We start from the raw sequence: 23,176 nt of genomic DNA on the forward strand, positions 1-23,176 counted from the left end.
GCATTACCGCTGATTTTGACGTATCAGGCTTTTTGCTGACGGGTCGCCGACGGTCGGTGGTGGAGGCTCAGCGAGCTGCCTTCGAGAACCACCTGGTCTTGATCAGCCACGAGTGCGCGGAGGCGAGGGCGAAGACGCCGCCACACATGCAGGAGAACACCCACACGAACTTGCCGTCTTCGAGGGGCTGCAGCTCGGGAATCAGCGACGTCAGAATGCGGGTGGCACAGGCCATGATGCCGCTGCCGGTGGCGAACAGGTAGATGTTGGCGATGCGTCGCGAATCTTCGTTCTTGCGCAGCGCCAGCAGGGCGCGCCCACCGAACACCAGCAGGTAGGCCAGGGTGCCGCAGAGCACGATCCAGTACGCGGCCAGCCAGCCGTCGGTCGGCATGGTGAACAGGTCGGGGGAGTATTCGCGGCCGGCGACGCTCATGGAGAACAGCGCCAACAGCACCGGGATGCACAGGGTGGCGGGCCGCTCGATGTACTGCGTGAACATCTTCTGCATGGCGGCGTCGTCGGCGAGGCGGCCGATGGCGTTGTAGACGATGGCCGAGGCGGCCACGATGTAGCAGTCATGGCCCAGGTAGGCCGGCAGGTTCCAGACGCCGGTCAATGAGTGGATGGCCCGGCCCAGGGTGTCGGCGGCCATCGGGGACATCAGGGCGACGGCCGCGGCCTGGAGTGCGATGTTGAGAGTCGCCGCCACTTCCCAGCGGCAGGACCAGGTGACACGACGGATCCACAGACTCCACGCCATGCAGGCGAGAGTGATCGTGATGAGAAATGTGAGAGCCATGGTGGAAGCCTTCTGAAAGCTCTTGTCAGCGCTGGTGCCGCTCAGACTCTACTGGTCACAGCGGCGGTGCATCAGCACGTCGCGTCATTTCCGACAACTTTGTGGCGCGTGTGGGTACCGCAGGCGCCGCTGTGGCAACCGCGAGCGGTGCCGACTGGATGTAGTTGATGACTTCGTCATGGCTCATCAAGCCGAACCGGACTTGCAGATCGGGGTAGCTCAACCGGAAGTGATCGGCCACCAGCCGCAGCTCCTCGGCGTTGGGATAGTCGGCCTCTTTGATCCGCCGGTAGTACGTGCTGCTCGACGTGCCGAGCGCACCGTAGATCTCCCTCGCCTCGACGTCGCCGTCGAAGATGTAGTCGAGCAGTGCTTTGAGCTGTCTGCCGTTCTGGTCTGTACGGGGCACCCTGTCACGATAGACCCTTCCCCCCTTTGGTTGCTAGCAACTATCCCCGCGACACATAAGCCGTAATTGACATGGGCGTCACACTTTCGGGAGCTATGTCCCACATTTGGGAATCGTGTTGTAGTGTGCATCACATGACTCTTGCGTACGCCGGTGAGATCGAGCCCGTTCTCCCTTCTGCTGCTGCTGCGACGGTCCACGTCGCGGACTATGAGTTCGGCGGCGTCGACACTGCCGGTGTTGCGGTCGACATGCGACGGCTCGAAGCCCCGCTGTCGCCGGTGATCGCCGCCGAGCTCGAGGGCGCTGCCGAGTACCTGGGAGTCGACGCCGAGGTGTTGGTGATCGGTGCGCTCGGCCGCGCCATCGAGCGAGTCATCGGACCCGGGCGGGCCGCGGTCGACGTGGCCGCAGCCAAGGAACGCTCGGGCGGTGGGCTGGCGGTGCTGCGCCGACTGGAAGTCGACTGTGTCGCGGCGTCCGACGTGGACGCCACCGAGATGGTGCAGGCGGTACGCAGTGCGCTGGCCGCCGCCACCGCAAACCCGACCGACGTTGCCGACGTTTTGTTCAGTTACGGCATGTCCGCCATCGACGGCGACCATCCGGGCCCGGTGCACGCCCTCGAGGTCCGCGCATTCCAAGCTGACGACGTGCTGCACGTGGACTGGTGGTACGCCCGCCACCAATTCGAGCCCTACACCGTGGAAGAACTCGCCGAGCAGTTCGCCTACGCCGTGATCGAGCTCGCCTCCGAGGCCATGCCGGTCTCCGCGTAATCCGTGGTGACCCGCGCCCGTTAGAATCGCTGCATACGCATCGATCCGGCCATCACCGGGGAGCATTCGGAAGAACGGCCGCGGCGGCCCCGACTGCCGCAGCTCAGTAGAACCGAACGGGTAGGCCCGTTATCGCCGTCAGTTGAGCGGCGCACGTGCCGGGCCTCAAGGGCCGGTCGTGCGCAAGCGGGGTGGTACCGCGGCGCTCGCGTCCAGACGCGAGATCGTCGTCCCCGTGCCTGGAACTGAGCACCTGTTTGGTGCTGACGGCACTGGAGACCCCTGACGTGAGCGCGTACCCCAAGACCGCCAGCGGCACACCGAACTTCCCCGACCTCGAGACCGAGGTTCTGGAGTTCTGGGCCCGCGACGATACCTTCCGCGCCAGCATCGCCCGCCGCGACGGTGCCCCCGAATACGTCTTCTACGACGGTCCGCCGTTCGCGAACGGTCTGCCGCACTACGGCCACCTGCTGACCGGCTACGTCAAGGACATCGTGCCCCGCTACCGCACCATGCGCGGCTTCAAAGTCGAGCGCCGGTTCGGCTGGGACACCCATGGACTGCCCGCCGAGCTCGAGGTGCAGCGCCAGCTCGGCATCTCGGACAAGGCCCAGATCGAGGCCATGGGCATCGGCGCGTTCAACGACGCCTGCCGGGCCTCGGTCATGAAGTACTCGAACGAGTGGCAGGCCTATGTCACGCGGCAGGCGCGCTGGGTCGACTTCGAGAACGACTACAAGACCCTGGACCTGACGTTCATGGAGTCGGTCATCTGGGCGTTCAAGCAGCTGTGGGACAAGGGCCTGGCCTACGAGGGCAACCGGGTGCTGCCGTACTGCTGGAACGACGAGACCCCGCTGTCCAACCACGAGCTACGGATGGACGACGACGTCTACCAGAGCCGGCAGGACCCGGCGCTGACCGTGGGGTTTCGGATCGCCGACGGCGCAGCGCCTGAACTGGCCGGCGCCTACCTGCTGGTCTGGACCACGACGCCCTGGACGCTGCCGTCCAACCAGGCCGTCGCGGTCCACCCCGAGGTCACCTATGTGCAGGTGGTGGGTCCCGACGAGCAGAACTACGTCCTGGCCGAGGCCCGGTTGGCCGCCTATGCCCGCGAGTTCGGCGAGGAGCCGGTGGTCGTCGGCAGCTACCTCGGCGCCGAACTGCTGGGCACGCGCTACCTGCCGCCGTTCGCCTTCTTCGTCGACGGTGAGAAGGCACAGAACTCATTTCAGGTGCTGCAGGGCGACTTCGTGACCACCGACGACGGCACCGGCATCGTCCACATGGCGCCGGCGTACGGCGAGGACGACAAGGCCACCTGCGACGCCGCCGGAATTGTCGCGGTCACCCCGGTGGACTCGACCGGCCGCTTCGACTCGACCGTGCCGGACTACCAGGGACAGCAGGTCTTCGAGGCCAACCCGCAGATCATCAAGGACCTGAAGAACGGCACCGGCCCGGCCGCGGTCAACGCTCCGGTGCTGCTGCGGCACGAGACCTACGAGCACTCGTACCCGCATTGCTGGCGGTGCCGCAACCCGCTGATCTACCGCGCGGTGTCGTCGTGGTTCGTCAAGGTCACCGAGTTCCGGGACCGGATGGTCGAGCTCAACCAGCAGATCACCTGGTACCCCGAACACGTCAAGGACGGGCAGTTCGGCAAGTGGCTGTCCAATGCCCGGGACTGGTCGGTGTCCCGCAACCGGTACTGGGGCAGCCCGATCCCGGTGTGGAAGTCCGATGATCCGGCCTACCCGCGGATCGACGTCTACGGCAGCCTCGACGAGCTCGAGCGTGACTTCGGTGTACGCCCGGACAATCTGCACCGGCCTTACATCGACGAACTGACCCGGCCCAATCCCGACGACCCGACCGGCAAGTCGACCATGCGCCGTATCGAGGACGTGTTCGACGTCTGGTTCGACTCGGGCTCGATGCCATACGCGCAGGTGCACTACCCGTTCGAGAACGCCGACTGGTTCGACGGGGCCGTCGGCGGAGCCGACAATCAGGCCGGAGCCGGCGAATCTGCTCATTTCCCCGGCGATTTCATCGTCGAGTACATCGGCCAGACCCGCGGCTGGTTCTACACCATGCACGTGCTGGCGACCGCGATCTTCGACCGCCCGGCCTTCAAAACCTGTGTGGCCCATGGCATCGTGCTCGGCAACGACGGCCAGAAGATGAGCAAGTCGCTGCGCAACTACCCGGACGTGTCCGAGGTGTTCGACCGCGACGGGTCCGACGCCATGCGCTGGTTCCTGATGGCCTCGCCGATCCTGCGCGGCGGCAATCTGATCGTCACCGAGCAGGGCATCCGCGACGGCGTCCGACAGGTGCTGCTGCCGGTGTGGAACGCGTACTCCTTCCTGGCGCTCTACGCGCCGAAGAAGGGCACCTGGCGCACGGATTCACCACACGTGCTCGACCGCTACATCCTGGCCAAGCTCGCCGACGTGCGCGACACGCTGACCGAGTCCCTCGACACCTGCGATATCTCGGGTGCGTGCGAGCAGTTGCGTCAATTCGCCGAGGCGCTCACCAATTGGTATGTGCGACGGTCGCGTTCGCGGTTCTGGGAAGAGGACGCCGACGCCATCGACACCCTGCACACCGTGCTGGAGGTGACCTGCCGCCTGGCTGCGCCGCTGCTGCCACTGACCACCGAGTTGATCTGGCGTGGCCTGACCGACGAGCGCTCGGTACACCTCACCGATTGGCCCGAAGCCGGCGTCGTCCCTGCCGACCCGGAGCTGGTCGCCGCCATGGACCGGGTGCGCGAAGTCTGCTCGGCGGGCTCGTCGCTGCGTAAGGCCAAGAAGCTGCGGGTGCGCCTGCCGTTGCCGAAACTGACCGTGGCCTTGGAGAAGTCGGTCAATCCGGCCGTTCTTGCCCCGTTCGTCGACTTGATCGCCGATGAGCTCAACGTCAAGGCGGTCGAGCTCACCGATGACATCGACGCCTACGGCAAGTTCGAGTTGACTGTCAACGCACGGGTGGCGGGTCCGCGCATCGGCAAGGACGTGCAGGCCGCGATCAAGGCCGTCAAGGCCGGCGAAGGTGTCGTCAAGCCCGACGGCACGTTGGTGGCGGGGCCCGCGGTCCTTCTTCCGGCGGAGTACAGCTCGAAACTCGTTGCCGCAGAACCGGAGTTCACTGCAGCGCTGCCGGAGGGCGCGGGCCTGGTGGTGCTCGACGCCACCGTGACCCCCGAGCTGGAGGCCGAAGGCTGGGCCAAGGACCGCATCCGCGAACTGCAGGACCTGCGCAAGGCCACCGGGCTGGAGGTGTCAGACCGGATCATCGTGACGTTCGCGGTGCCGGCCGACAAGCAGGCGTGGGCGAGGACCCATGCCGATCTGATCGCCGGCGAGATCCTGGCCACCGACTTCACCGTCGTGGCTGTCACGGACCTGGCCGACGGCGCCGATGTCGGCGACGGGGTGCGGGCCGTCATCGCGAAAGCGTGAGCGTCACCAACGTTTTTCGGTGACGGGCTGGTCACCGGCAGGCGCCTGACTGCCCGAGCGTAGTCGTCTGCCGGTGACCACCATCCACGCGAGTGTGGCCATCGCTGCCGCGATGTAGGCCACCCCGGCCCAGGCCAGGTACCACGGTCGGCTGATCTGCCAGAGGCTCGGTTCGGCCATGGCCAAAATGCTGGGAACGCTGACGACCGTCAGGGCGATCCAGCCCCAGCCGGCGACCCGCGCGCCGGGTTCGTCCCGCCACGGTCCGCGCAACAGCCACATGATCAGCGGCGCGACCCACACCCAGTGGTGCACCCAGGAAATCGGTGAGACCAGAAGGCCGAAGAGCTGGACGACCAGGAGTGACCCGAGCCGATCCCGCGCACCTGACCGGTTGCCCATCACCGACCAGGCCAGCCCGGCCAGCACCGCGGTCCCGAGGATCGCAATGAGCACCAGGGTGCCTTCCCCGGCGTCGTGGCCCACGATCCGCGAGATGCCGCCTCGCCACGACTGATTCAGCGCGGTGCCGATCGGGTTGATGCTGGTGTCGCCCATCACCTCGGTGAAGTAGTGCCGCACCTGATCGCCCACGACCAGCCACGACAGCGCGACCGTCGCGAAGAACACGACCGCGGAGAACACCGCCGCGGCCCAGCGTCGTAGCCCGACGAAGTACAGCCCGGTGATGGCCGGTGTCAGCTTCACCCCGGCGGCCAGGCCGACCAGAAACCCGGAGACCCACCACCGGCTGCTGTAGGCCGCGTACAAGACCGCCAGCGTCAGGAAGATGCCGACCTGCCCGAGGTTGATGCTGATTCGTGCCGGCTCCAGCCAGATCAGCACGGCGGTCCACAGCATCGCCTCCCGCGCGTCACCGCTGCCCAGCATCAGTTGGGTGAGCCGGACGATGGCGTACATCGCGGCGATCATCGCGACCTGCCACAGCAGCCCGACGGCTGCGAAGGGCAGAAAATGCAACGGGTAGAAGAGGATTGCCGCGAGAGGCGGATAGACGAACGGCAGCGGCTGGGTGGGGGACTGATCCGAGTAGGCGAACGTGTACAACGTGCCGGGGTGCTCTAGCGCGGCGCCGCCGAGCACGTAGACATGGAAGTCCACCAGGTTCGGCTGGCTGGGAATGGTGAGCGCCAGGAGAACGACCGCGCTCAGCATCAACAGCGCCGGAGCCAGCCGGCGCAGTCGCTCAGTTCCGATCGGTGACTTCACCGCGACGTCCTGTCCTGATGATCCAGACCATGGTCGCCAGGGCCGCGACGATGTACACCATCTCGCCCCAGGCGAGATACCAAGGACGACTGATCTGCCAGATGTTCGGCTGCGCGAACGACAGCAGGCTCGGCACGCTGAGCACCATCAGGGTCACCCAGCCCCAGCCGAATATCCGGGCGCCGGGCTGGTCCCGCCACGGACCGTAGATCAGCCAGATCATCAGCGGCAGTACCCAGACCCAGTGATGCGTCCAGGACACCGGTTCGGCCAGCAACCCGAACAGTTGCACCACCAGCAGCGACCCGAGTCGGTCGCGCTCGCCGCCGAGCGCTCGGAACGCCAGCACTGTGAGCACCGCGGTGACCACTATCGCGCCGATGACCAAGGGCGACATACCGAGGTCATGACCCGCGATCCGGGACAACCCGCCCTGCCAGGACTGGTTCCACGCCGAGCCCACGGGCAGCGACTTGCCGGCCTCGGCCATCTGGTGCGGGAAGTAGCGCCTCGTCTCCTCGGGCAAAAACAGATACGCCAGCCCCACGGTCGCGAAGAACACCACGGCCGAGAACAGCGCAGTGCCCCAGCGCCGGACGCCGACAAAGTAGAAACCGGTGATCGCGGGCGTCAGCTTGATGCCGGCGGCGACCCCGATCAGCAGACCCGACAGCCACCATCGTGAGTCACAGGCGGCGTACAGCACGGCGAGCATCAGGAAGATGCCGATCTGCCCCGATTGAATGCTGCTGCCGGGCGCCTCCATCCAGATCGCCCCGGCGGTCCACAGCATGGCTATGCGCTGGCTGCCACCGCCGATGAACTTCTGGCTGAGTCTGACCGTTCCGTAGACGGCCGCGATCAGGGCGACCTGCCAGGCGAAGGCGATCACCCCGAACGGCGCAAGATGCAAGGGCGCGAACACCATTGCCGCGAACGGGGGGTAGGTGAACGGTAGGTGTTCGCCTTTGGTGGGGTCGACGTAGAAGAAGTCGTACAACGCACCTGGGTGCGATATCGCGGCGCCGCCCAGAACGTAAACCCGAAGATCGAAGAAGGCGTCACCCTTGACCAGGTAGTAGCCCATCGTCGACGCGATCCGGAGGGTTGCGCTGACGGCGAGGATGACCGGAGCGAATGTCTGCCAACGGGATACGTCGGGACGCAGCGCTGAGACGGGTCCTGCGTTCACCGGGCGAATATATCGGCTGTGCAACCGAACGGCGCGTCGGGCTTTGCCGCTCACAGGCGATTCAGCTTCATCTTGCGAAAAATTCATGCCGGGTAAAGGTTATGACAGGGTGCCCGAGGCCAGGAGATACACGCCCAGCAAGCTCAGCGCGATAGCCATCACCCAGATGCGCCGCGCTCGCAGCCAGTTCGGCACCCGATCGAGGTACTGCGCCGTCTTTGCGGGTGCGATCAGGTAGCAGATCAACGGGATTTCGGCGAAGGCGAACGACACCACGGCGTAGGTGACCACCGCGGCGACCTGCACGGATTTGCAGTTTCCCGATGCGAGGATCACGCCCAGTGCGCCCACGAGTTCGACGTGCGGCCCGGGGCCGGCCCACAGGCCGGCCAGGAACGCCATCCACAGTGACTGGCTGTGCATCAGCCGCCGTGCCCACCCTGTCAACCGCGCCGTGATGGACCGCGATTCCGGTTCAGCAGGCGGCGGCTCGGGGTCAGCGCTATCTGCTGTCGGCCCTGATACCGACACGGGCACAGGTGTTCTGGTGGCGGCCCGAAACAGCAGCGCCAACGCCACCAGCAGCACCAGTGCGCCGATCACGATCTTGGCGTCCGCCGGATCGATGGAATGAGTCGACGAGTTCATGTCCGCGACGAGCCGTTTGGTGGTGCCGTGCAGCAGGTAGACGGCAGTCAGGCCGATTGCCAGGCTCGAGGCGATACCGCCGATGCAGAACACCAAGAGGGACGGGATGGGGCGATTGCGCATCACCACGAACACCGCCACACCCAGGCGGACAGGATCCCACATCGCCATGACGGCGAACATCAAAACGGTGGCCCACACGGCCCGGGACCCTACAGGGCGAAGCTGACTACTCGTGCGGCGTTTCCGTCGTACACCACGATGTCGCCTGCTCTCAACTGCCGGCCGCGCCGTGTTTCGACCTCATCGTTGACGGCCACCAGGCCCTCGGCGATGACCGCCTTGGCGTCGGCACCGCTGTCGATCAGTGAGGCCAGTTTGAGGAATTGGCCCAGCCGGATCGACTCGTCGCGGATCGGCACGTCGTTCATACCCAGAAGGGTAGCCACCCGTCCGGGCCTACTATCTGGCCTGTGGATCGCTGGGTCATACATCTCGATATGGACGCCTTTTTCGCGTCCGTCGAGCAGCTGACCCGGCCTACGCTGCGGGACCGTCCAGTGCTGGTCGGTGGCCTCGGCGGCCGTGGGGTGGTGGCGGGCGCGAGTTATCAGGCCCGCAAGTTCGGCGCCCGTTCGGCCATGCCGATGCACCAGGCGCGCCGGTTGGTCGGCGCCACTGCTGTGGTGTTGCCGCCGCGCGGTGCGGTGTACTCGGTGGCCAGTCGCCGCGCGTTGGATGCGGTGCGCGCCCTGGTCCCGGTGCTCGAGCAGCTGTCGTTCGACGAGGCGTTCGGCGAGCCCGCCGAACTGGTCGGCGCTGACCTTGACGCGGCTCGGCAGTTCTGCGAAGACCTACGGGCCGCGGTGCGGGCCGAGACCGGCCTGGTGGCCTCGGTCGGTGCGGGCTCGGGCAAGCAGGTCGCCAAGATCGCGTCGGGGCTGGCCAAACCTGACGGGGTCCGGATCATCAGCGGTGACGAGCAGGGACCGCTCCTGGAAGGGTTGCCGGTGCGCCGTCTGTGGGGGATCGGGCCTGTCGCCGAGGAGAAACTGCACCGGCTGGGTATCGAGACCATAGGCGCGCTGGCGGCGCTCACCGATGCCGAGGCTGCCGACGTCCTCGGCGGCACGGTCGGCCCGGCGCTGCACCGGCTGGCTCGTGGCATCGACGACCGGCCAGTGGTCGAGCGCGCCGAGGCCAAACAGATCAGCGCCGAGTCCACGTTCCAGGTCGACCTGACCACGCTGGATCAGTTGCGCGCGAGCATCGGGCCCATCGCCGAGCACGCTTACCGGCGGCTGCAGCGCGATGGCCGCGGCGCCCGCACCGTGACGGTCAAACTGAAGAAGTCCGACATGAGCACGCTGACCCGGTCGGCCACGCTGCCGTACGCCACCACCGATCCGTCGACGCTGACGGCGACGGCCCGCCGGCTGCTGCTCGACCCCATCGAGATCGGCCCGATTCGCCTTGTGGGCGTGGGGTTTTCGGGTCTGACCGATGCCCGGCAGGAATCGTTGTTCCCGGAACTCGAGATGGTGGACGGCTCGGACGTCGCCACGTCCGCTGGTCAGGCGGGCCCGGTGAGTGCTCCGCCGGCCGAATCCCCGTGGCGCGTCGGGGACGACGTCCAGCATCCGGATCACGGGCACGGTTGGGTGCAGGGAGCCGGGCACGGCGTCATGACGGTGCGCTTCGAAACCCGGGCCAGCGGGCCCGGCGTGGCCCGCACCGTCGCGGCCGACGATCCGCAGATCACTCGTGCCGACCCGATCGACAGCCTCGACTGGCAGGAATACCTGGCGCAGTTGCCGACGGACGACAGCGTGGCTTAGCCGCGGTGCGGTGGCATACCGCCGGGCGCACCGGCGCCGGCGGCAGCCATCTCTGTCCGGCCGGACGGGCCATCCCCGGCCGGTTTGCCGCTTGTGCTGAGCAGCGGCATCAGATCCGCGGCGATGAGGGGAGCCAGTTCAATGCTGATGTCCGTCGTCATGTGGTGTCCGTCGCGGTAGACGAGGGTGTCACCGAGGATGCCCGGACAGATGCTGTCGTTGCACAGATAGTCGTCGTAATCCAGATACGTGAACGCACCGGCGGCGGCCAGCTCCTGCTCGGCCCGGCGGACCCGGTCATCCAACGCTGTTGTCCGCGGCAGCGCACACCGCTGGGTGTCGGTCAGGAAGAGACTCAGGCAGTAGGGCGGCGGGACACCGGTCGACGGGGTGTCGGCGAGGACCGCAACACGCGATGGCGAGGGGAGTCGTTCGAGCGTGTCTGCCAGAGCCTTTCGCCAGTGCGCTGTCGGGTCCGCGGCGTCGCGCACGTAGCTGGCTCCCCAACCCCCGAGAACGATCAGTGCGGGCTTGGCCACGGCGAGGCTGGCCAGTACGGCGTCGCGCCACCGGTCGCAGCGCGAGTAGTGCGCGGCATGAATCGCTGCCGACGGGCAGTGACTCTTGGTGCGGTTGTCCAGCCGGATCAAGCCCTGTTCGGCCAACTTGGACAGCGCCGGATACCACTGTGCGGCATGGGAATCGCCGAACAGGACGACCACCGGCGCCGACGGACTGGTCCCGGTCACGCAGCCGACCGGATCGGTCGACCATTCGTCGCGGTGGCAGTGATTGGCATAGATGACGGGTTGGGCGGTCTCGGCGGCAGACAGCCGGGGGTGGAGATTGCTGGGCACGTACGGGGTCCCGGCGGGCTTGAGGCTGAGCGCTGCCTGCGCGGCGGTACGTCCCGCATCCAGCGCCGGATGGTGTGCGACGGCAACTGTGAGGACCACGGCACTGACGGCAACCGTGGCGCCTGCCGTCGCGGTGAGCGTGCGGCGCGGGCGTGCGGAGTTCAGCCATTCCAGGCGCTGACCAGGCTGTTCGACATAGGTGTAGAGCAGCCACGCCAGGGGGACACATGCCGCGACGATCGCAACTCGAAGCCACATCGGTGACGTCTGTAGGTAGCCGCCGGCCGCGACGGGAAGGACCAGCAACGGCCAGTGCACGAGGTACAGCGAGTAGGAGATGTCGCCGATCCAGGTGCACGGGCGCAGGCTCAGTAGCGCACCGGGGCCCCGGCGGACGGGCCCGGCTGCGATGAGCAGTGCGGTGCCGGCCACGGGTATCGCCACCGCGTATCCGGGATAATCCGTGGCTGTGGAGAACAGCACGCCGCTGCCCACGATGGCCGCGAGTCCCGTCCAGCCGGCGATGGCGCCGACCCGGTCGCCGAAAATCCGGTCGCGGTTCAGCAGTGCGAATGCGACCAGAGTGCCCAGCCCGAATTCCCACATCCGCGGGAACAGGATGAAGAACGCGTTCGGCTGTGAGAAGCCGGTCAACCACACGCACAGCGCGAACGACACCGCGACGATGCCGGCGATGGCCGCAAGCCTGCGGGTCCGCTGCTTGCACAGCCCGAACAGCCACACAAGCAGTACCGGCCACAGCAGGTAGAACTGCTCCTCCACGCCGAGGGACCAGTAATGCATGAACAGCGACGGCGTCTTGTCGGCGAGATAGTCGGTCGCACGGTAGGCGAACACCACGTTGGGGACGTAGAAGGTGGCGGCGACGGCGTCCTTGACGACGTAGCCGAACTGCAGCGGAGACACCCAGTACGCGGCGGCGGCCACCGTTGCGACGATGACGGTCAACGCGGCCGGCAGCAGTCGCCGCACCCGCCGCGCGTAGAACGCGCCGTACCGGATATGCCCACGGTCCCGCAGCTCACCCAACAAATGGCTGCTGATGAGGAAGCCAGAGATCACGAAGAACACGTCGACGCCGACGTAGCCGCCGCCGACGCCGGGAATATCGGCGTGGAACAGCACGACCAGAGCCACTGCGATGGCGCGCAGGCCCTGGATGTCGAGGCGTTTCAGTTGTTTGCGGTGGCTGGTCGTCGCCGTCAGCTTAGTGCCTTTCCCCGGAAGTTTGGCGAGGGGAAATTATCACTGGTTCGCAAATTGGGCGTGCTTCGAAGCCGCACGTTGCCCACCCACTGGGACGGTTCGGCTAAGCCCACTCAGCGAACAGCTCGGCAGCGGGTGTCCCGGAGGCCAGCGCCGCCATCAGCAGCACCCGGGCCTGCGCGGCCCGCAGCCCGCCCGCCGACACGGCGCCGGCATCCAGCAATGCCCGGCCCGGGCCGTAGCCCGACGTGACGCGCGTGCCAGGTACCCGCGTCGCAACCGCTACCGCGATACCGTCGGCGCACAGTCGCTGCACGCCGGCGAGCACCTTGGACCCCGCGTTGCCCGAGCCGAGTGATTCGAGCACGATGCCGCCGGCGCCGGCGGCGGCAAACGCGTCCATGGCCAGTGCGTCGCTACCGGCATAGGCCGCGACGATGTCGACGCGCGGCGCCGCTGCCGCCGTCAGTGCACCCAGCAGTGGTCGTCGTTTGACGGCGTCGGGAACGAACGACCCGTCCCTGATCGACCCGACGGCGGTGCCGACCAGACCGTGGCCCGCTTTGGTCATGCCCAGTGGTTGCCACACCCGGCCGGCCATGCTGACCAGCACGCCGAGATCGCGCGCGGCCGGACTGGCGGCGACGGTGATCGCGTCCCGCAGGTTGGCCGGACCGTCGGCGTCAGGTGCGTCGCTGCTGCGCATGGCGCCGGTCAGCACCACTGGCACCGCGCCGGCGTACGTGATGTCGAGCCACAGTGCGGTTTCTTCCATGGTGTCGGTGCCGTGGGTGATGACGATTCCATCGGCATCTCCGGCCGCCAGTACCGCAGCCCCGATCCGGTCCCAGTCGGTCGGGGTCAGCTCGGAGCTGTCGACGGACATGAGGTCCACGGTGTCGACCTGGACGCCGGCGCCGAGGCTGCCCACCAGGTCGCTGGCGCTGCGCGTCGGCCGAGCTATTCCATCTTGGTCCGTGCTGGTGGCGATGGTGCCTCCGGTGGCGATCACGACGACGCGAGTCATAGCCGGAATTGTTCCTCACGACGTCTTTGGGATGATGGGGGCGTGACTGATGAATCCACGGAGCCGGAGGCGACCGAGCTGGCGGAGCCGCAGGCGACCGCGAGCACCGGACCTGGGGCGACCACGCAGCCTCGGACCCAGGCCGCCCCGCGGCGGCTGCGGCTGCTGCTGGTGGTGGCGGCGGTGGTGCTGGGCCTTGATGCGGTGACCAAGGTGCTGGCGGTGAAGCTGCTGGTGCCCGGTCAGCCGGTCGAGATCGTCGGCGACACCATCACCTGGACACTGGTCCGCAACTCTGGTGCGGCTTTTTCGATGGCCACCGGTTACACCTGGGTGCTGACGCTGATCGCGACCGGCGTGGTGGTGGGCATCATCTGGATGGGGCGGCGCCTGGTCTCGTTGTGGTGGGCGCTCGGCCTGGGGATGATCCTCGGCGGCGCGGTGGGCAATCTGATGGACCGGTTCTTCCGCTCCCCAGGGCCGTTGCGCGGGCACGTGGTGGATTTCCTTTCCGTCGGCTGGTGGCCGGTCTTCAACGTTGCCGATTCCGCGGTGGTGTGCGGGGCAGTGTTGTTGGTCGGGCTGTCCGTGTTCGGCTTCGATTTCGACACCGACGGCAAGCGCCCGCCGGAGGCGCCGGCCGATACCGCGAAAGCGGTTGCCGAACAACATGATTCGACCGCTTCGCGGGCATCGGAGCCTGATGTCGAGGCAGGGTCGGAGCCGGCCACTGCGGCCGTCGACGAGGCTGAAACGGGCCGATGAGCAGCCGTTCGATGCCGGTCCCCGAAGGGCTGGCCGGGATGCGGGTGGACGCGGGTCTGGCTCGTCTGCTCGGGTTGTCACGGACCGCGGTCGCCACGATCGCCGAAGACGGCGGGGTCGATATCGACGGCGCGCCGGCAGCCAAGTCGGACAAGTTGGTCGCGGGCTCGTGGCTCGAGGTCCGGCTGCCGGAGGCGCCGGCGCCGGTGGAGAACACGCCGCAGGAGATCGAGGGCATGGCGATCCTCTATTCCGACGCCGACATCGTGGCGGTGGACAAGCCGGCCGGCGTGGCCGCGCACGCCTCGGTGGGCTGGACCGGCCCGACGGTCCTCGGCGGGCTGGCCGCGGCGGGCTTCCGGATCAGCACCTCGGGTATCCACGAGCGGCAGGGCATCGTGCACCGGCTGGATGTGGGGACCTCCGGCGTCATGGTGGTGGCGCTGTCCGAGCGGGCCTACACCGTGCTCAAGCGGGCGTTCAAGCACCGCACGGTGGACAAGCGGTATCACGCACTGGTGCAGGGCCACCCGGATCCGTCCAGCGGCACCATCGATGCGCCCATCGGCCGCAGCCGTGGCAATGACTGGAAGTTCGCGGTCACCGAGGGCGGCCGACACAGCGTCACGCACTACGACACCGTCGAGGCGTTCGTCGCGGCAAGCCTGCTCGATGTGCACCTCGAGACGGGCCGCACCCATCAGATTCGGGTGCACTTCTCGGCACTGCATCACCCGTGTTGCGGGGACCTGACCTACGGGGCGGATCCGACGCTGGCGAAAAAGCTTGGGCTCCAGCGGCAGTGGCTGCATGCGCGTTCGCTGGGGTTCGCGCACCCGGCTGATGGCCGGTGGATCGAGATCACCAGCGAGTACCCACCGGAATTGCAGCACGCCCTGGACGTGTTGCATCGTCAGTGACCAATACTGCGACGGCCACTTCGGATCAGAACCGGGGATTGCTCCTCGGGCTCGGCGCCTACGGATCGTGGGGTCTGTTTCCCGCGTTCTTCCCGCTGCTCAAGCCGGCGAGTGCGTTCGAGGTGTTGGCCCATCGCATTGTGTGGACCGTCTTGCTGATGTTCGTGGTGCTGGCCGTCGGCCGCCGCCTGGGTGACCTGCGCCGGCTCTCGGGCCGCACCTGGGGACTGCTGGTGTGCGCGTCGGCCCTGATCTCGCTGAACTGGGGCATCTACATCTACGCCGTCAGCAACGGCCACGTGGTCGACGCTGCGCTGGGCTATTTCATCAACCCGCTGGTGAGCGTGGCGCTGGGCGTCGCGCTGTTCGGTGAGCGGTTGGGGCGCGCGCAGGCGGCGGCGCTGGCCATCGCCGTGGCCGCGGTGATCGTGCTGGCGGTGCAGGCCGGTGAGATCCCGGTGATCGGTCTCGGCGTGGCGATATCTTTCGGTGTGTACGGCGCGGTCAAGAAGGTGGTTCGCGCCGACCCGCGGGTCAGTGTCGGCGTCGAGGCCGGGGTGGCCGCCCCGTTCGCACTGGCCTATCTCGTCGTCCTCACCGTCGCCGGGCAGGCGACAGTCCCATCCTTGGGGCCAGGCCACACCGTCCTGATGATGTTGTGCGGTCCGGTGACGGCGCTGCCGTTGTTGATGTTTGCCGGCGCGGCGCAACGGCTCCCGCTGGTCACCATGGGTCTGTTGCAGTACCTGACCCCGGCGTTGCAGATGGCGTGGGGTGTCTTCGTCGGTCACGAGCCCATGCCGGGCGGGCGGTGGGCCGGCTTCGTGCTGATCTGGCTCGCCCTTGTCGTCTTCACTGGCGACGCGGTGTTGCGCAGCAGGTCGGGCGCACGGGTCAGTGTGTCCGTCTGAAGATGTAGAAGTCTGCGAAGCTGGTGTTGTCCGGGTCCTTCTTCGAGTACGGATAAGCATTCGGGATTCGGTCGGAAAGGACGAAATCGGCTCGGTTGGCCTCGACCCACCGGGTGAACTCTCGGTGTCGGACGTGCGGTGATGACCAGGCCTTGTCTTCATTGCTCGCGTAAACGATGACGAACTTGATACCGGCATCGAACAGGCGGTGCATGTATGCGTCGAATACGTCGTCTTCCACCAAGTGGTAGATCACATCGAGAGACAATGCGAGGTCGGCTTTGTCCGCATCGGTTACTTCACTGGTGTGAAGAAATGAAATCGAACGGTCAGCACTGAATTTGTGGCGCGTTGCGTCGATGACAGTTTGGGAGACGTCGACGCCAACGTAGGAGGGGTACCGTGCCAGGGCCAATTGCGCCCCATCGCCCGATCCGAACTCGATGACACTGTCAATATCGTTGGTTGCGACGAAGTCGTTGAGAACATCGGCTTTGAATTCCGCGAGCCGGTTGTACGACCCGGCACCCGAATTTCCCCCACGCCGATAACGCTCTTCCCAATAGTTGCGCGAGTTATCGAATTCCGAAGGCTTCAGCAGCTTTCGCAGCGCATTCTGAAATCGATGAACCCGGTCATCCAATGACCGCACGCCTTTATCCATGGCCTCTGTTTCTTCTCGCAATTCGAATCGCATCAGGATGAGTCAGTTGTCGGCGGTCGCGGAGCGGTTGTTGTCGGACAGCCACGCCCGTCGAGTCTGTTCGGAGATGGCGTCGTTGGCGGTCCCGCGGCCGTCCCACAGCCCCCCGCCCGACACGGTGACTCTGGGCCACCAGTAGGCGGCGACATCGCGGACCTGACGGATCGGCGTTCCGGTCGCTACGGCGGCGTAGTGCAGCCAGTAATCGTCGGCCAGCGGACACACCGCGGTGAACTCGTCGCCGCGGTCTCGGAGCGTGCAGAGCAGTTCGGGGGGATAGGCGACGCCGGATACGCCGGTGGCAAAGACGGTCTCGGACGCCTCGGTCGTGGTGCACAGTGGCCAGGCACTGTAGGGCGCTGCCGACCGGATGCGGGCGCGGAACGCCGTCACCTCGCCAGGCCGGTGGGCCTCGATCAGCTCGGCCAGCCAGTTGGCCGGGTAGTAGACGTCGTCGTCTGCGGTGACGAGGACGCGTTCGGATTCGTCGTGCAGTATCTCGTTGACATACGGAAAGTACTTCTTGTGCGGGCCGTAATCCCGGCAGTGCCTGATCTCCAGCCCACGCGCCAGCAACCGCCGCAGTGGTGCTGGCGGGTCGGTGACCACGGCGTCGTCATCAAGCCACAGGATCAGGCGGTGCGGCTTGACGGTACCCAGCCCGATGGTTTCGATTGTTTGCCAAACTGACGAAATTCGTTTGCCGTAGCTGGTCAATGAGACATTTACGTCTCCGTCACCGATTACCGGATCTGCCGATTTGCGATTAATTCGTCGCAGCCGCGGGCCCAGGAGGGCGAATTCAGTCCAGGTCGAAATCCAGGCGACTGGAGTTCTCGGATTAATACCGGTGTTGTGCATGGCCCTCCCGAGACCTCTCCATAGGCGTGTCGATCGCGGTAATCCCAGGCTGGGGCTCTGTGCTGGGAATGCGGAGCTGGCGCCGGAATTGTTTTGATGCGGCATTTGGCACCTTAACGCGAGTGTAGATTTTTTGCAGTCAACCGTGGTCGAATAGTGGCGTGGGCAAACCCGAGTCGTGTGCGCCGATGCCTGTCGCATGTTTGGGTCTGAACTTTCACCGCCTGACCCACCGTCCTGTGTGCGCATCTCTTGGATGAGGTTCGCTGACGCGGTACCGGGCAACGTGTCGGCGGTCACTGAGGGTAGCCACAGCTACGTCGTGTGATGTACTAAGAGACGACTGTCCAGCTTCTCCACAGCAAGCAGACATCAAGTGGCAAGGGAAGGTCGTTCATGGTATCGACGTTTCCTGTAAATCTTCCCGTGTTAGGGGGCGTCGCAAAGCGGTGTGGGGTCTGCGCAGACATGATTGACGGATTGCTTCCCCCGGGTGGCGCGAACTGCAAGAACGTGGAGTTCAGCTAGATGAGATTGAGCGTGATTGGAACGGGCTATCTGGGTGCCGTTCACGCCGCCTGCATGGCCAAACTGGGCCACGAGGTCGTCGCGTACGACACCGATGCGGCGAAGATCGCGACGCTCTCGGCCGGAACTTCGCCGTTTTATGAACCGGGTTTCGATGATCTACTTGCGACCGTGCTGGAGACCGGCCGGCTCCGGTTCACCCACTCCGTGGAAGAGGCGGTGTCCGGCGCGGCGGTGCACTTCGTCTGTGTGGGGACGCCTCAGCAGGCGGGCTCAGATGCGGCCAATATCGAGTATGTCGACAGTGCGTTCCGGGCAGTCGCCGCCAATGCGGACTGTGATGGACTGATCATCGGTAAGTCGACTGTGCCGGTGGGTACGGCCCAGCGCCTCGCCGCGGAGCTGGCTGCGACGCCGTCGTCGCACCGTCTTGAAATCGCGTGGAATCCCGAATTCCTGCGCGAAGGCAAGGCAATCGAAGACACCCTGCGGCCGGATCGGCTCGTGTTCGGTGTCACTTCCGAGACTGCGGAAAAGACACTGCAAGAGGTCTACGGCGCGCTCCTCGACGCCGGCACACCACACTTGACCGCCGACCTTCCCACGTCCGAACTGGTGAAGGTCGCCGCGAACGCCTTTCTGGCAACCAAGATTTCGTTCATCAACGCGATGGCCGAGGTGTGCGAGGTCGTCGACGCCGACGTGGTGATGCTCAGCCGCGCGCTGGGGTACGACGACCGGATCGGTGCCCGCTTCCTCAACGCGGGCTTGGGTTTCGGCGGCGGATGCCTGCCGAAAGACATCCGTGCCTTCAGCGCCAGAGCCGGTGAGCTCGGTGCGTCGGACGCGCTCAGATTCCTGCATGAAGTCGACAAGATCAACATTCGCCGGCGGGAGAAGGCGGTTGCCGTGGCGAGTGCCATCGTCGGCAGTGGCTTCCTCGGTAAGAGCATCGCCGTACTGGGCGCCGCCTTCAAGCCCAACAGTGACGATGTCCGCGATTCGCCCGCGCTGAACGTCGCTGCCGCCATGCATTTGAAGGGTGCCGACGTACGCGTCCATGACCCGAAGGCGATCGAAAACGCCAAGGGACGGTTTCCGACCCTCGGCTATTTCGACAGCGCCGAGGACGCGTGCCGAAATGCGGATCTGATCGTGTTGGCCACAGAATGGGACGAGTACTGCAACCTCGATCCCGTGGCGTTCCGGTCGGTCGTCAGAGAGCCTCGCCTCCTCGACACCCGCAACGCGATAGACCGTGAGTTTTGGATTGGCGCCGGCTGGCAGGTGTTTACGTTGGGCCGCGGCGGATTGAACGCTATTCAGGGGGCATGAAGCATGGCGAAGCAGACAATCGAGGTGGTCGTTCCGGTCCGCGACATGGCCGGTCATCTGCCGAAGCTCCTGCGGCCACTGATGGCACAGCTCACCGATGGTGATCGGGTCACTGTGGTCGACGACGCGTCCAGTGACGACACCGCAAACGTGGCGCGTTTCTCCGGCGCCAACGTCGTGACGTTGACCGACAGCAAGGGTCCGTACTACGCCCGCCAGGTCGCCGCCAGCAGATCGACCGCCGACACGCTGCTGTTCATCGACGGCCGCTGTCGGCCTTTGCCGGGCCTGCTCGACGCGCATCGCGAACTTCAGCGGCGACCGGGAGTTGCGTTGTCCTGCACCAACGTTCGTACCGTCTGGGGTCCGACCCTGGCCGCCCGGATGGCAGCCAGGATGCAGCCTTTCATGCTGCCTCGCGGGGGTGGGGCGATGAAGGCGACCGTCGGGATCGTGCCGCCCCGGCCCGACTACTACCCAACCTGCAATCTGGGTATCGACCGGGATGCCTTCGAGAAGGTGGGTGGCTTCCGGGCGATGCGCGGTGGTGGGGACCTCGACATCTGTTGGCGTATCCAGGAACAGTCGCACGGCACGATTGCGACCGACACCCGCGTGCTGATGGAGTGGGAGCCGCGAACCTCCATTCGGGACCTGGCCAGCCAGTGGAAACGCTACGGGAACAGCAATGCGTACCTGCGCTGGGCGCACCGCAACGACGGCTTGGGCGGCGGTACGGGCCCCGCGCCGCGAATCTCCCCGGTTGCCGCATGGATGACGCTGCGCACCGAATTGCGGCGGCCGCTATCCGAATTGGCGGCGACCGCGGTGGTCGGCATCGCGTTCCAGTACGGCTACTTCGCCGCTCGCTGGAAGCAGTCAGAGTTCGATATGCCGGTCCATTTTTCAGTTCCCGAGGCTCCCGCGCCGGTCGAGCGGCCGGTGTCTGACGACCCAGCCGTCGCTAGCTGACCGTCACCACCTGATCAGACGGCTCAGCCGTCGACTTTGCCGCCCTCGACTGACGCGCGGTATCCGCGCAACATCACCGGCACGAACGCCGCACTGATGGCAGCGGCCCACACCACCGTCAGCAGCAGCGGCCACCACACCTCACCGCCCGTCGACAGCCCGCGCATGGCCGCCACGGCCGGGGCGATCGGCTGGTATTCCGCGAGCGGACGGAGCAACGCCGGCACTTTGTCGGCCGGGATGAGGGTGGCGAAGGCCAGCCCCATGCAGAACGACTGGGTCCAGGTGAGGATGATCCGGCCCTGTGGTCGCAGGGCCAGAGTGATCACGATGGTCGCAAAAACGACGACGATGATGACCGGAACCATCAGGTAGACCAGTAGGTCGATCCAGCCGCCTTCGAATCGGAAGCCCATCGCGTAGCCCGTTGCCACGACGAATGCCGAAGCGGCGAAGGTGCGTAGCGCCTCGGCCAGCAGCGCGCCGGTCAGCGGGGCCGTCCGGTGTACCGGCATGATCCACAGTCTGGTCAGCAGGCCAGTGTCGCGGTCGTACGGCACTGATAGGCCGGCGCCAATGGCGCCCGACATCGCGCCGGCGAGTGTGCACACCGGGATCAGCACGTCCATGCCGCTATTGCCGGTCAATCGAACCATCGATTTGCCGACCAGCAGCCCGTAGACCACCAGCAGCAAGGCCGGAAAGAGCAGTGCCTGCATAGGCACCATCGGGTACCGACGCCACTGTTTGAACAGCCGGCCCGCGAAGATCCAGCTTTCGGTGAGTAGCGAATGTTGGTGCTGGCTGGTCGGATTCACGATTCTCGCCCCTGAAGTCGGATGGCGATGGTGCCGAAGACGAGCAGCAGGCCGACGCACCACGCGAGGCTGGTACCCAGATTGCTCATCGCCACATCGCCGCTGGTGAAGCCGCGCATGGTCTCGGTGATCTGGGAGATCGGCTGGTATTGCACGAAGGAATGCAGCCATGAGGGGAATGCCTCGAGGGGCGCCAGCCCGGTCGACAACATGACCAGGAGCAACTGCGGGATCATCAGCAGCTGGCTGGCGACCTCGGTGCGTCCGGCCTTGCTGCCGGTGGCGTCCGCGCCGAGAGACAACGCCAACGTCAGCGTCAGCGCCATCACGACAAACGCGGCGGTGTAGCCGAATCCGCAGGTCAGGCGAAAACCGAACAGGTAGGCGGCCAGGACTGATGCCACCAGCGCCAACACGCCACGGATCAAGCAGTAGGCCATCCGCGCCATGAGTGGCGCGTACGGCGAAATGGGCAGCGTCCGGATCCGCGAGCCCAGTCCGCTGGCCTTTTCCCAGGCCGCGCGATCGGTCGTGGTGAGGGCGCCGAACAACATCGCCTGTACGACCACCGCGGGCAGGACGTACTGCTCGTAGCTCATGTGGCCGGTGGAGATGACGCCGCGCAGCAAGAACGTCAGGCCGATCAATGCCGAGACCGGCACCAGGACGGCGAAGGCCAGATCCAGTCGACCTCGCTGCAGGGTGCGAGCCGTCAGGAGAGCGAGTGCGTTCACTTCGAGGTGACCGGGCTGGTGAGGTGCAGGAACACCTCGTCGAGGGAGGGACGACGCAGCGAGATGTCGATGAGCTCGACACCGATGTCGTCCATGCGGCGAAACACCTCGGTCAGCGTTGCCACGCCCTTGGGAGCGGGTACCGATACCGTGGTCGCGTCGCTGTCGACCTCGACACCGTCGAAGTCCGAGAGTGCCGTCGCGATGCGCGGCAGGTCGTCCGGATGCAGCGGGGTCATCTCGCAGTAGCTGGTACCGGTCTGACGTTTGAGTTCATCGGCGGTGCCGCTGGCGACGATCTGCCCGGCGTTGAGGATGACGATGGAATCGCTGAGGAGGTCAGCTTCCTCCAGGTACTGGGTCGTCAGCAGCACGGTGATGCCCTGGGCCTTCATCGAGGACACCAGATTCCAGACATCGCGACGACTGCGCGGGTCCAGGCCGGTGGTCGGCTCATCGAGGAAAAGCACCTTGGGCTGAACAACAAGGGATACCGCGATATCAATGCGACGGCGCATACCGCCGGAATAACTGCTGACCTGTCGGTCGGCGGCGTGGCCCATATCGAATTGCGAAATCAATTCGTCAGCTCGGCTGCGGGCTTCAGCGCGCCGCAGGCCGCGCAGGCGGCCGAACAGCACCAAGTTCTCTCGACCGGTCAGCCGGGGATCGAGTGCCGCATCCTGCCCGGTGACGCCGATACTCTGGCGCACCTTCGCGGGTTCGCGAGCCACGTCGTAGCCGGCGACAATCGCTTGTCCAGAAGTCGGTTTGAGCAATGTTGACAGGATTTTGACCGTCGTGGTCTTCCCGGCGCCATTGTGCCCCAGCAACCCCAGCACTGAGCCGGTGGGAACGGAAAAGCTCACGTCGCGGAGGGCGGGAACGGACCCGCCAAAAGTCTTGGCGACGTTAATGAGCTCGATCACGAACTCATATTTGCAGAGACCCACGGTGCATTCAATTCGCCTGGTGCGCGTCACGGTGTGGACAACATCACCATGTGCCACCTTTTGCCCGGAACCTCGAGGCCGCAATCGGTTGCCGAAATCTCTGCATTAGCGACAAATTTTCGGGCAAATGAATTGCGAGGCCCGCCGGTGCTGCAGAACGCGCCGTCGAGCAACTCGCGGGCGAGGCG

Annotated in this window: 21 protein-coding genes; 8 read left to right on the forward strand and 13 right to left on the reverse strand. The window is 65.9% G+C overall.

Features of this window, described 5'->3' with window-relative positions:
- Nucleotides 1-67: 67 nt before the first annotated feature.
- Both AC3WTE_RS19370 and AC3WTE_RS19375 read right to left on the reverse strand, forming a co-directional pair.
- On the reverse strand, nucleotides 68-802 hold the full coding sequence (locus AC3WTE_RS19370) for a hypothetical protein (protein WP_492440040.1): 735 nt from the start codon (nucleotides 800-802) through the stop codon (nucleotides 68-70).
- A gap of 55 nt (nucleotides 803-857) precedes the next feature.
- A complete protein-coding gene (locus AC3WTE_RS19375; protein WP_492440042.1) occupies nucleotides 858-1,211 on the reverse strand; it encodes an XRE family transcriptional regulator in 354 nt (117 codons plus the stop codon).
- A 134-nt stretch (nucleotides 1,212-1,345) separates the two neighbouring features.
- Between AC3WTE_RS19375 and AC3WTE_RS19380 the strand changes: the two genes are divergently transcribed.
- Both AC3WTE_RS19380 and ileS read left to right on the forward strand, forming a co-directional pair.
- Entirely contained in the window at nucleotides 1,346-1,990 is a 645-nt protein-coding gene (locus AC3WTE_RS19380) for a hypothetical protein (protein ID WP_492440044.1), read from the forward strand.
- Between the two features lie 287 nt (nucleotides 1,991-2,277).
- The gene (ileS, locus tag AC3WTE_RS19385; protein WP_492440046.1) at nucleotides 2,278-5,469 is read left to right on the forward strand and encodes an isoleucine--tRNA ligase; all 3,192 of its coding nucleotides are present in this window, start codon (nucleotides 2,278-2,280) and stop codon (nucleotides 5,467-5,469) included.
- A 3-nt stretch (nucleotides 5,470-5,472) separates the two neighbouring features.
- On the opposite strand, the gene AC3WTE_RS19390 is transcribed toward ileS, so the two are convergent.
- Genes AC3WTE_RS19390 through AC3WTE_RS19405 form a run of 4 tightly spaced genes read right to left on the reverse strand, consistent with a single transcriptional unit; the run spans nucleotide 5,473 to nucleotide 8,970 of the window.
- Entirely contained in the window at nucleotides 5,473-6,645 is a 1,173-nt protein-coding gene (locus AC3WTE_RS19390) for a mannosyltransferase (RefSeq protein WP_492440196.1), read from the reverse strand.
- A gap of 31 nt (nucleotides 6,646-6,676) precedes the next feature.
- Complete coding sequence (locus AC3WTE_RS19395; RefSeq protein WP_492440047.1) at nucleotides 6,677-7,978, reverse strand: mannosyltransferase; 1,302 nt, start codon at nucleotides 7,976-7,978, stop codon at nucleotides 6,677-6,679.
- 12 nt (nucleotides 7,979-7,990) lie between these two features.
- Nucleotides 7,991-8,740: a GAP family protein gene (locus tag AC3WTE_RS19400; protein WP_492440049.1), complete on the reverse strand. Its 750-nt coding sequence runs from the start codon at nucleotides 8,738-8,740 to the stop codon at nucleotides 7,991-7,993.
- 11 nt (nucleotides 8,741-8,751) lie between these two features.
- Entirely contained in the window at nucleotides 8,752-8,970 is a 219-nt protein-coding gene (locus AC3WTE_RS19405) for an RNA-binding S4 domain-containing protein (RefSeq protein ID WP_492440051.1), read from the reverse strand.
- A gap of 69 nt (nucleotides 8,971-9,039) precedes the next feature.
- On the opposite strand from AC3WTE_RS19405, the gene AC3WTE_RS19410 reads away from it, so the two are divergent.
- Entirely contained in the window at nucleotides 9,040-10,377 is a 1,338-nt protein-coding gene (locus AC3WTE_RS19410) for a DNA polymerase IV (protein ID WP_492440198.1), read from the forward strand.
- Here the strand turns inward: AC3WTE_RS19410 and AC3WTE_RS19415 are convergent.
- The gene (locus AC3WTE_RS19415; protein WP_492440200.1) at nucleotides 10,374-12,461 is read right to left on the reverse strand and encodes an acyltransferase family protein; all 2,088 of its coding nucleotides are present in this window, start codon (nucleotides 12,459-12,461) and stop codon (nucleotides 10,374-10,376) included. The two genes, AC3WTE_RS19410 and AC3WTE_RS19415, sit on opposite strands and share 4 nt — an antisense overlap.
- A gap of 103 nt (nucleotides 12,462-12,564) precedes the next feature.
- Entirely contained in the window at nucleotides 12,565-13,488 is a 924-nt protein-coding gene (locus AC3WTE_RS19420) for an asparaginase (protein WP_492440052.1), read from the reverse strand.
- 42 nt (nucleotides 13,489-13,530) lie between these two features.
- Here AC3WTE_RS19420 and lspA point away from each other — a divergent pair, with 42 nt between their 5' ends.
- From lspA to rarD, 3 genes are read left to right on the forward strand one after another with little or no spacing between them, the layout of a single operon-like run.
- Nucleotides 13,531-14,253: a signal peptidase II gene (gene lspA / locus AC3WTE_RS19425; RefSeq protein WP_492440054.1), complete on the forward strand. Its 723-nt coding sequence runs from the start codon at nucleotides 13,531-13,533 to the stop codon at nucleotides 14,251-14,253.
- Nucleotides 14,250-15,173 (forward strand): RluA family pseudouridine synthase, encoded by a 924-nt coding sequence (locus tag AC3WTE_RS19430; RefSeq protein ID WP_138230633.1) that lies wholly within the window; start codon nucleotides 14,250-14,252, stop codon nucleotides 15,171-15,173. Before lspA ends, AC3WTE_RS19430 begins: the two co-directional genes overlap by 4 nt.
- Nucleotides 15,170-16,084 carry an EamA family transporter RarD gene (gene rarD, locus AC3WTE_RS19435; protein ID WP_492440055.1) on the forward strand — a complete coding sequence of 305 codons (915 nt, stop codon included), beginning with the start codon at nucleotides 15,170-15,172 and terminating at the stop codon, nucleotides 16,082-16,084. Before AC3WTE_RS19430 ends, rarD begins: the two co-directional genes overlap by 4 nt.
- Here rarD and AC3WTE_RS19440 read toward each other — a convergent pair.
- Together AC3WTE_RS19440 and AC3WTE_RS19445 are read right to left on the reverse strand one after the other, a co-directional pair.
- Nucleotides 16,068-16,781 carry a methyltransferase domain-containing protein gene (locus AC3WTE_RS19440; RefSeq protein WP_492440057.1) on the reverse strand — a complete coding sequence of 238 codons (714 nt, stop codon included), beginning with the start codon at nucleotides 16,779-16,781 and terminating at the stop codon, nucleotides 16,068-16,070. The two genes, rarD and AC3WTE_RS19440, sit on opposite strands and share 17 nt — an antisense overlap.
- 9 nt (nucleotides 16,782-16,790) lie before the next feature.
- Nucleotides 16,791-17,504 (reverse strand): hypothetical protein, encoded by a 714-nt coding sequence (locus tag AC3WTE_RS19445; RefSeq protein ID WP_492440059.1) that lies wholly within the window; start codon nucleotides 17,502-17,504, stop codon nucleotides 16,791-16,793.
- Between the two features lie 672 nt (nucleotides 17,505-18,176).
- Here AC3WTE_RS19445 and AC3WTE_RS19450 point away from each other — a divergent pair.
- Nucleotides 18,177-19,511 carry a UDP-glucose dehydrogenase family protein gene (locus AC3WTE_RS19450; protein ID WP_492440061.1) on the forward strand — a complete coding sequence of 445 codons (1,335 nt, stop codon included), beginning with the start codon at nucleotides 18,177-18,179 and terminating at the stop codon, nucleotides 19,509-19,511.
- Between the two features lie 3 nt (nucleotides 19,512-19,514).
- Nucleotides 19,515-20,483, forward strand: a complete 969-nt coding sequence (locus AC3WTE_RS19455; protein WP_492440063.1) for a glycosyltransferase family 2 protein — start codon at nucleotides 19,515-19,517, stop codon at nucleotides 20,481-20,483.
- 23 nt (nucleotides 20,484-20,506) lie between these two features.
- Here the strand turns inward: AC3WTE_RS19455 and AC3WTE_RS19460 are convergent, their stop codons facing one another.
- The 3 genes from AC3WTE_RS19460 to AC3WTE_RS19470 are packed head-to-tail and all read right to left on the reverse strand — an operon-like array spanning nucleotide 20,507 to nucleotide 22,964.
- On the reverse strand, nucleotides 20,507-21,301 hold the full coding sequence (locus AC3WTE_RS19460; protein WP_492440065.1) for an ABC-2 transporter permease: 795 nt from the start codon (nucleotides 21,299-21,301) through the stop codon (nucleotides 20,507-20,509).
- Complete coding sequence (locus AC3WTE_RS19465) at nucleotides 21,298-22,035, reverse strand: ABC transporter permease (RefSeq protein ID WP_492440067.1); 738 nt, start codon at nucleotides 22,033-22,035, stop codon at nucleotides 21,298-21,300. The genes AC3WTE_RS19460 and AC3WTE_RS19465 overlap by 4 nt, the downstream gene beginning before the upstream one ends.
- Nucleotides 22,032-22,964, reverse strand: a complete 933-nt coding sequence (locus tag AC3WTE_RS19470; protein WP_492440069.1) for an ATP-binding cassette domain-containing protein — start codon at nucleotides 22,962-22,964, stop codon at nucleotides 22,032-22,034. Before AC3WTE_RS19470 ends, AC3WTE_RS19465 begins: the two co-directional genes overlap by 4 nt.
- Nucleotides 22,965-23,176 lie beyond the last annotated feature (212 nt).

The organism is Mycobacterium sp. FW102-FHT13B02 (assembly GCF_058790275.1).

Coding starts and splice junctions, on each gene's coding strand:
- AC3WTE_RS19390 (WP_492440196.1), bottom strand. CDS start 6,645: ATGCTGAGCGCGGTCGTTCTCCTGGCGCTCACCATTCCCAGCCAGCCG.
- AC3WTE_RS19410 (WP_492440198.1), top strand. CDS start 9,040: ATGGACGCCTTTTTCGCGTCCGTCGAGCAGCTGACCCGGCCTACGCTG.
- AC3WTE_RS19405 (WP_492440051.1), bottom strand. CDS start 8,970: ATGAACGACGTGCCGATCCGCGACGAGTCGATCCGGCTGGGCCAATTC.
- AC3WTE_RS19455 (WP_492440063.1), top strand. CDS start 19,515: ATGGCGAAGCAGACAATCGAGGTGGTCGTTCCGGTCCGCGACATGGCC.
- AC3WTE_RS19380 (WP_492440044.1), top strand. CDS start 1,346: ATGACTCTTGCGTACGCCGGTGAGATCGAGCCCGTTCTCCCTTCTGCT.
- AC3WTE_RS19420 (WP_492440052.1), bottom strand. CDS start 13,488: ATGACTCGCGTCGTCGTGATCGCCACCGGAGGCACCATCGCCACCAGC.
- AC3WTE_RS19440 (WP_492440057.1), bottom strand. CDS start 16,781: ATGCGATTCGAATTGCGAGAAGAAACAGAGGCCATGGATAAAGGCGTG.
- AC3WTE_RS19450 (WP_492440061.1), top strand. CDS start 18,177: ATGAGATTGAGCGTGATTGGAACGGGCTATCTGGGTGCCGTTCACGCC.
- AC3WTE_RS19370 (WP_492440040.1), bottom strand. CDS start 802: ATGGCTCTCACATTTCTCATCACGATCACTCTCGCCTGCATGGCGTGG.
- AC3WTE_RS19430 (WP_138230633.1), top strand. CDS start 14,250: ATGAGCAGCCGTTCGATGCCGGTCCCCGAAGGGCTGGCCGGGATGCGG.
- AC3WTE_RS19395 (WP_492440047.1), bottom strand. CDS start 7,978: ATGAATTTTTCGCAAGATGAAGCTGAATCGCCTGTGAGCGGCAAAGCC.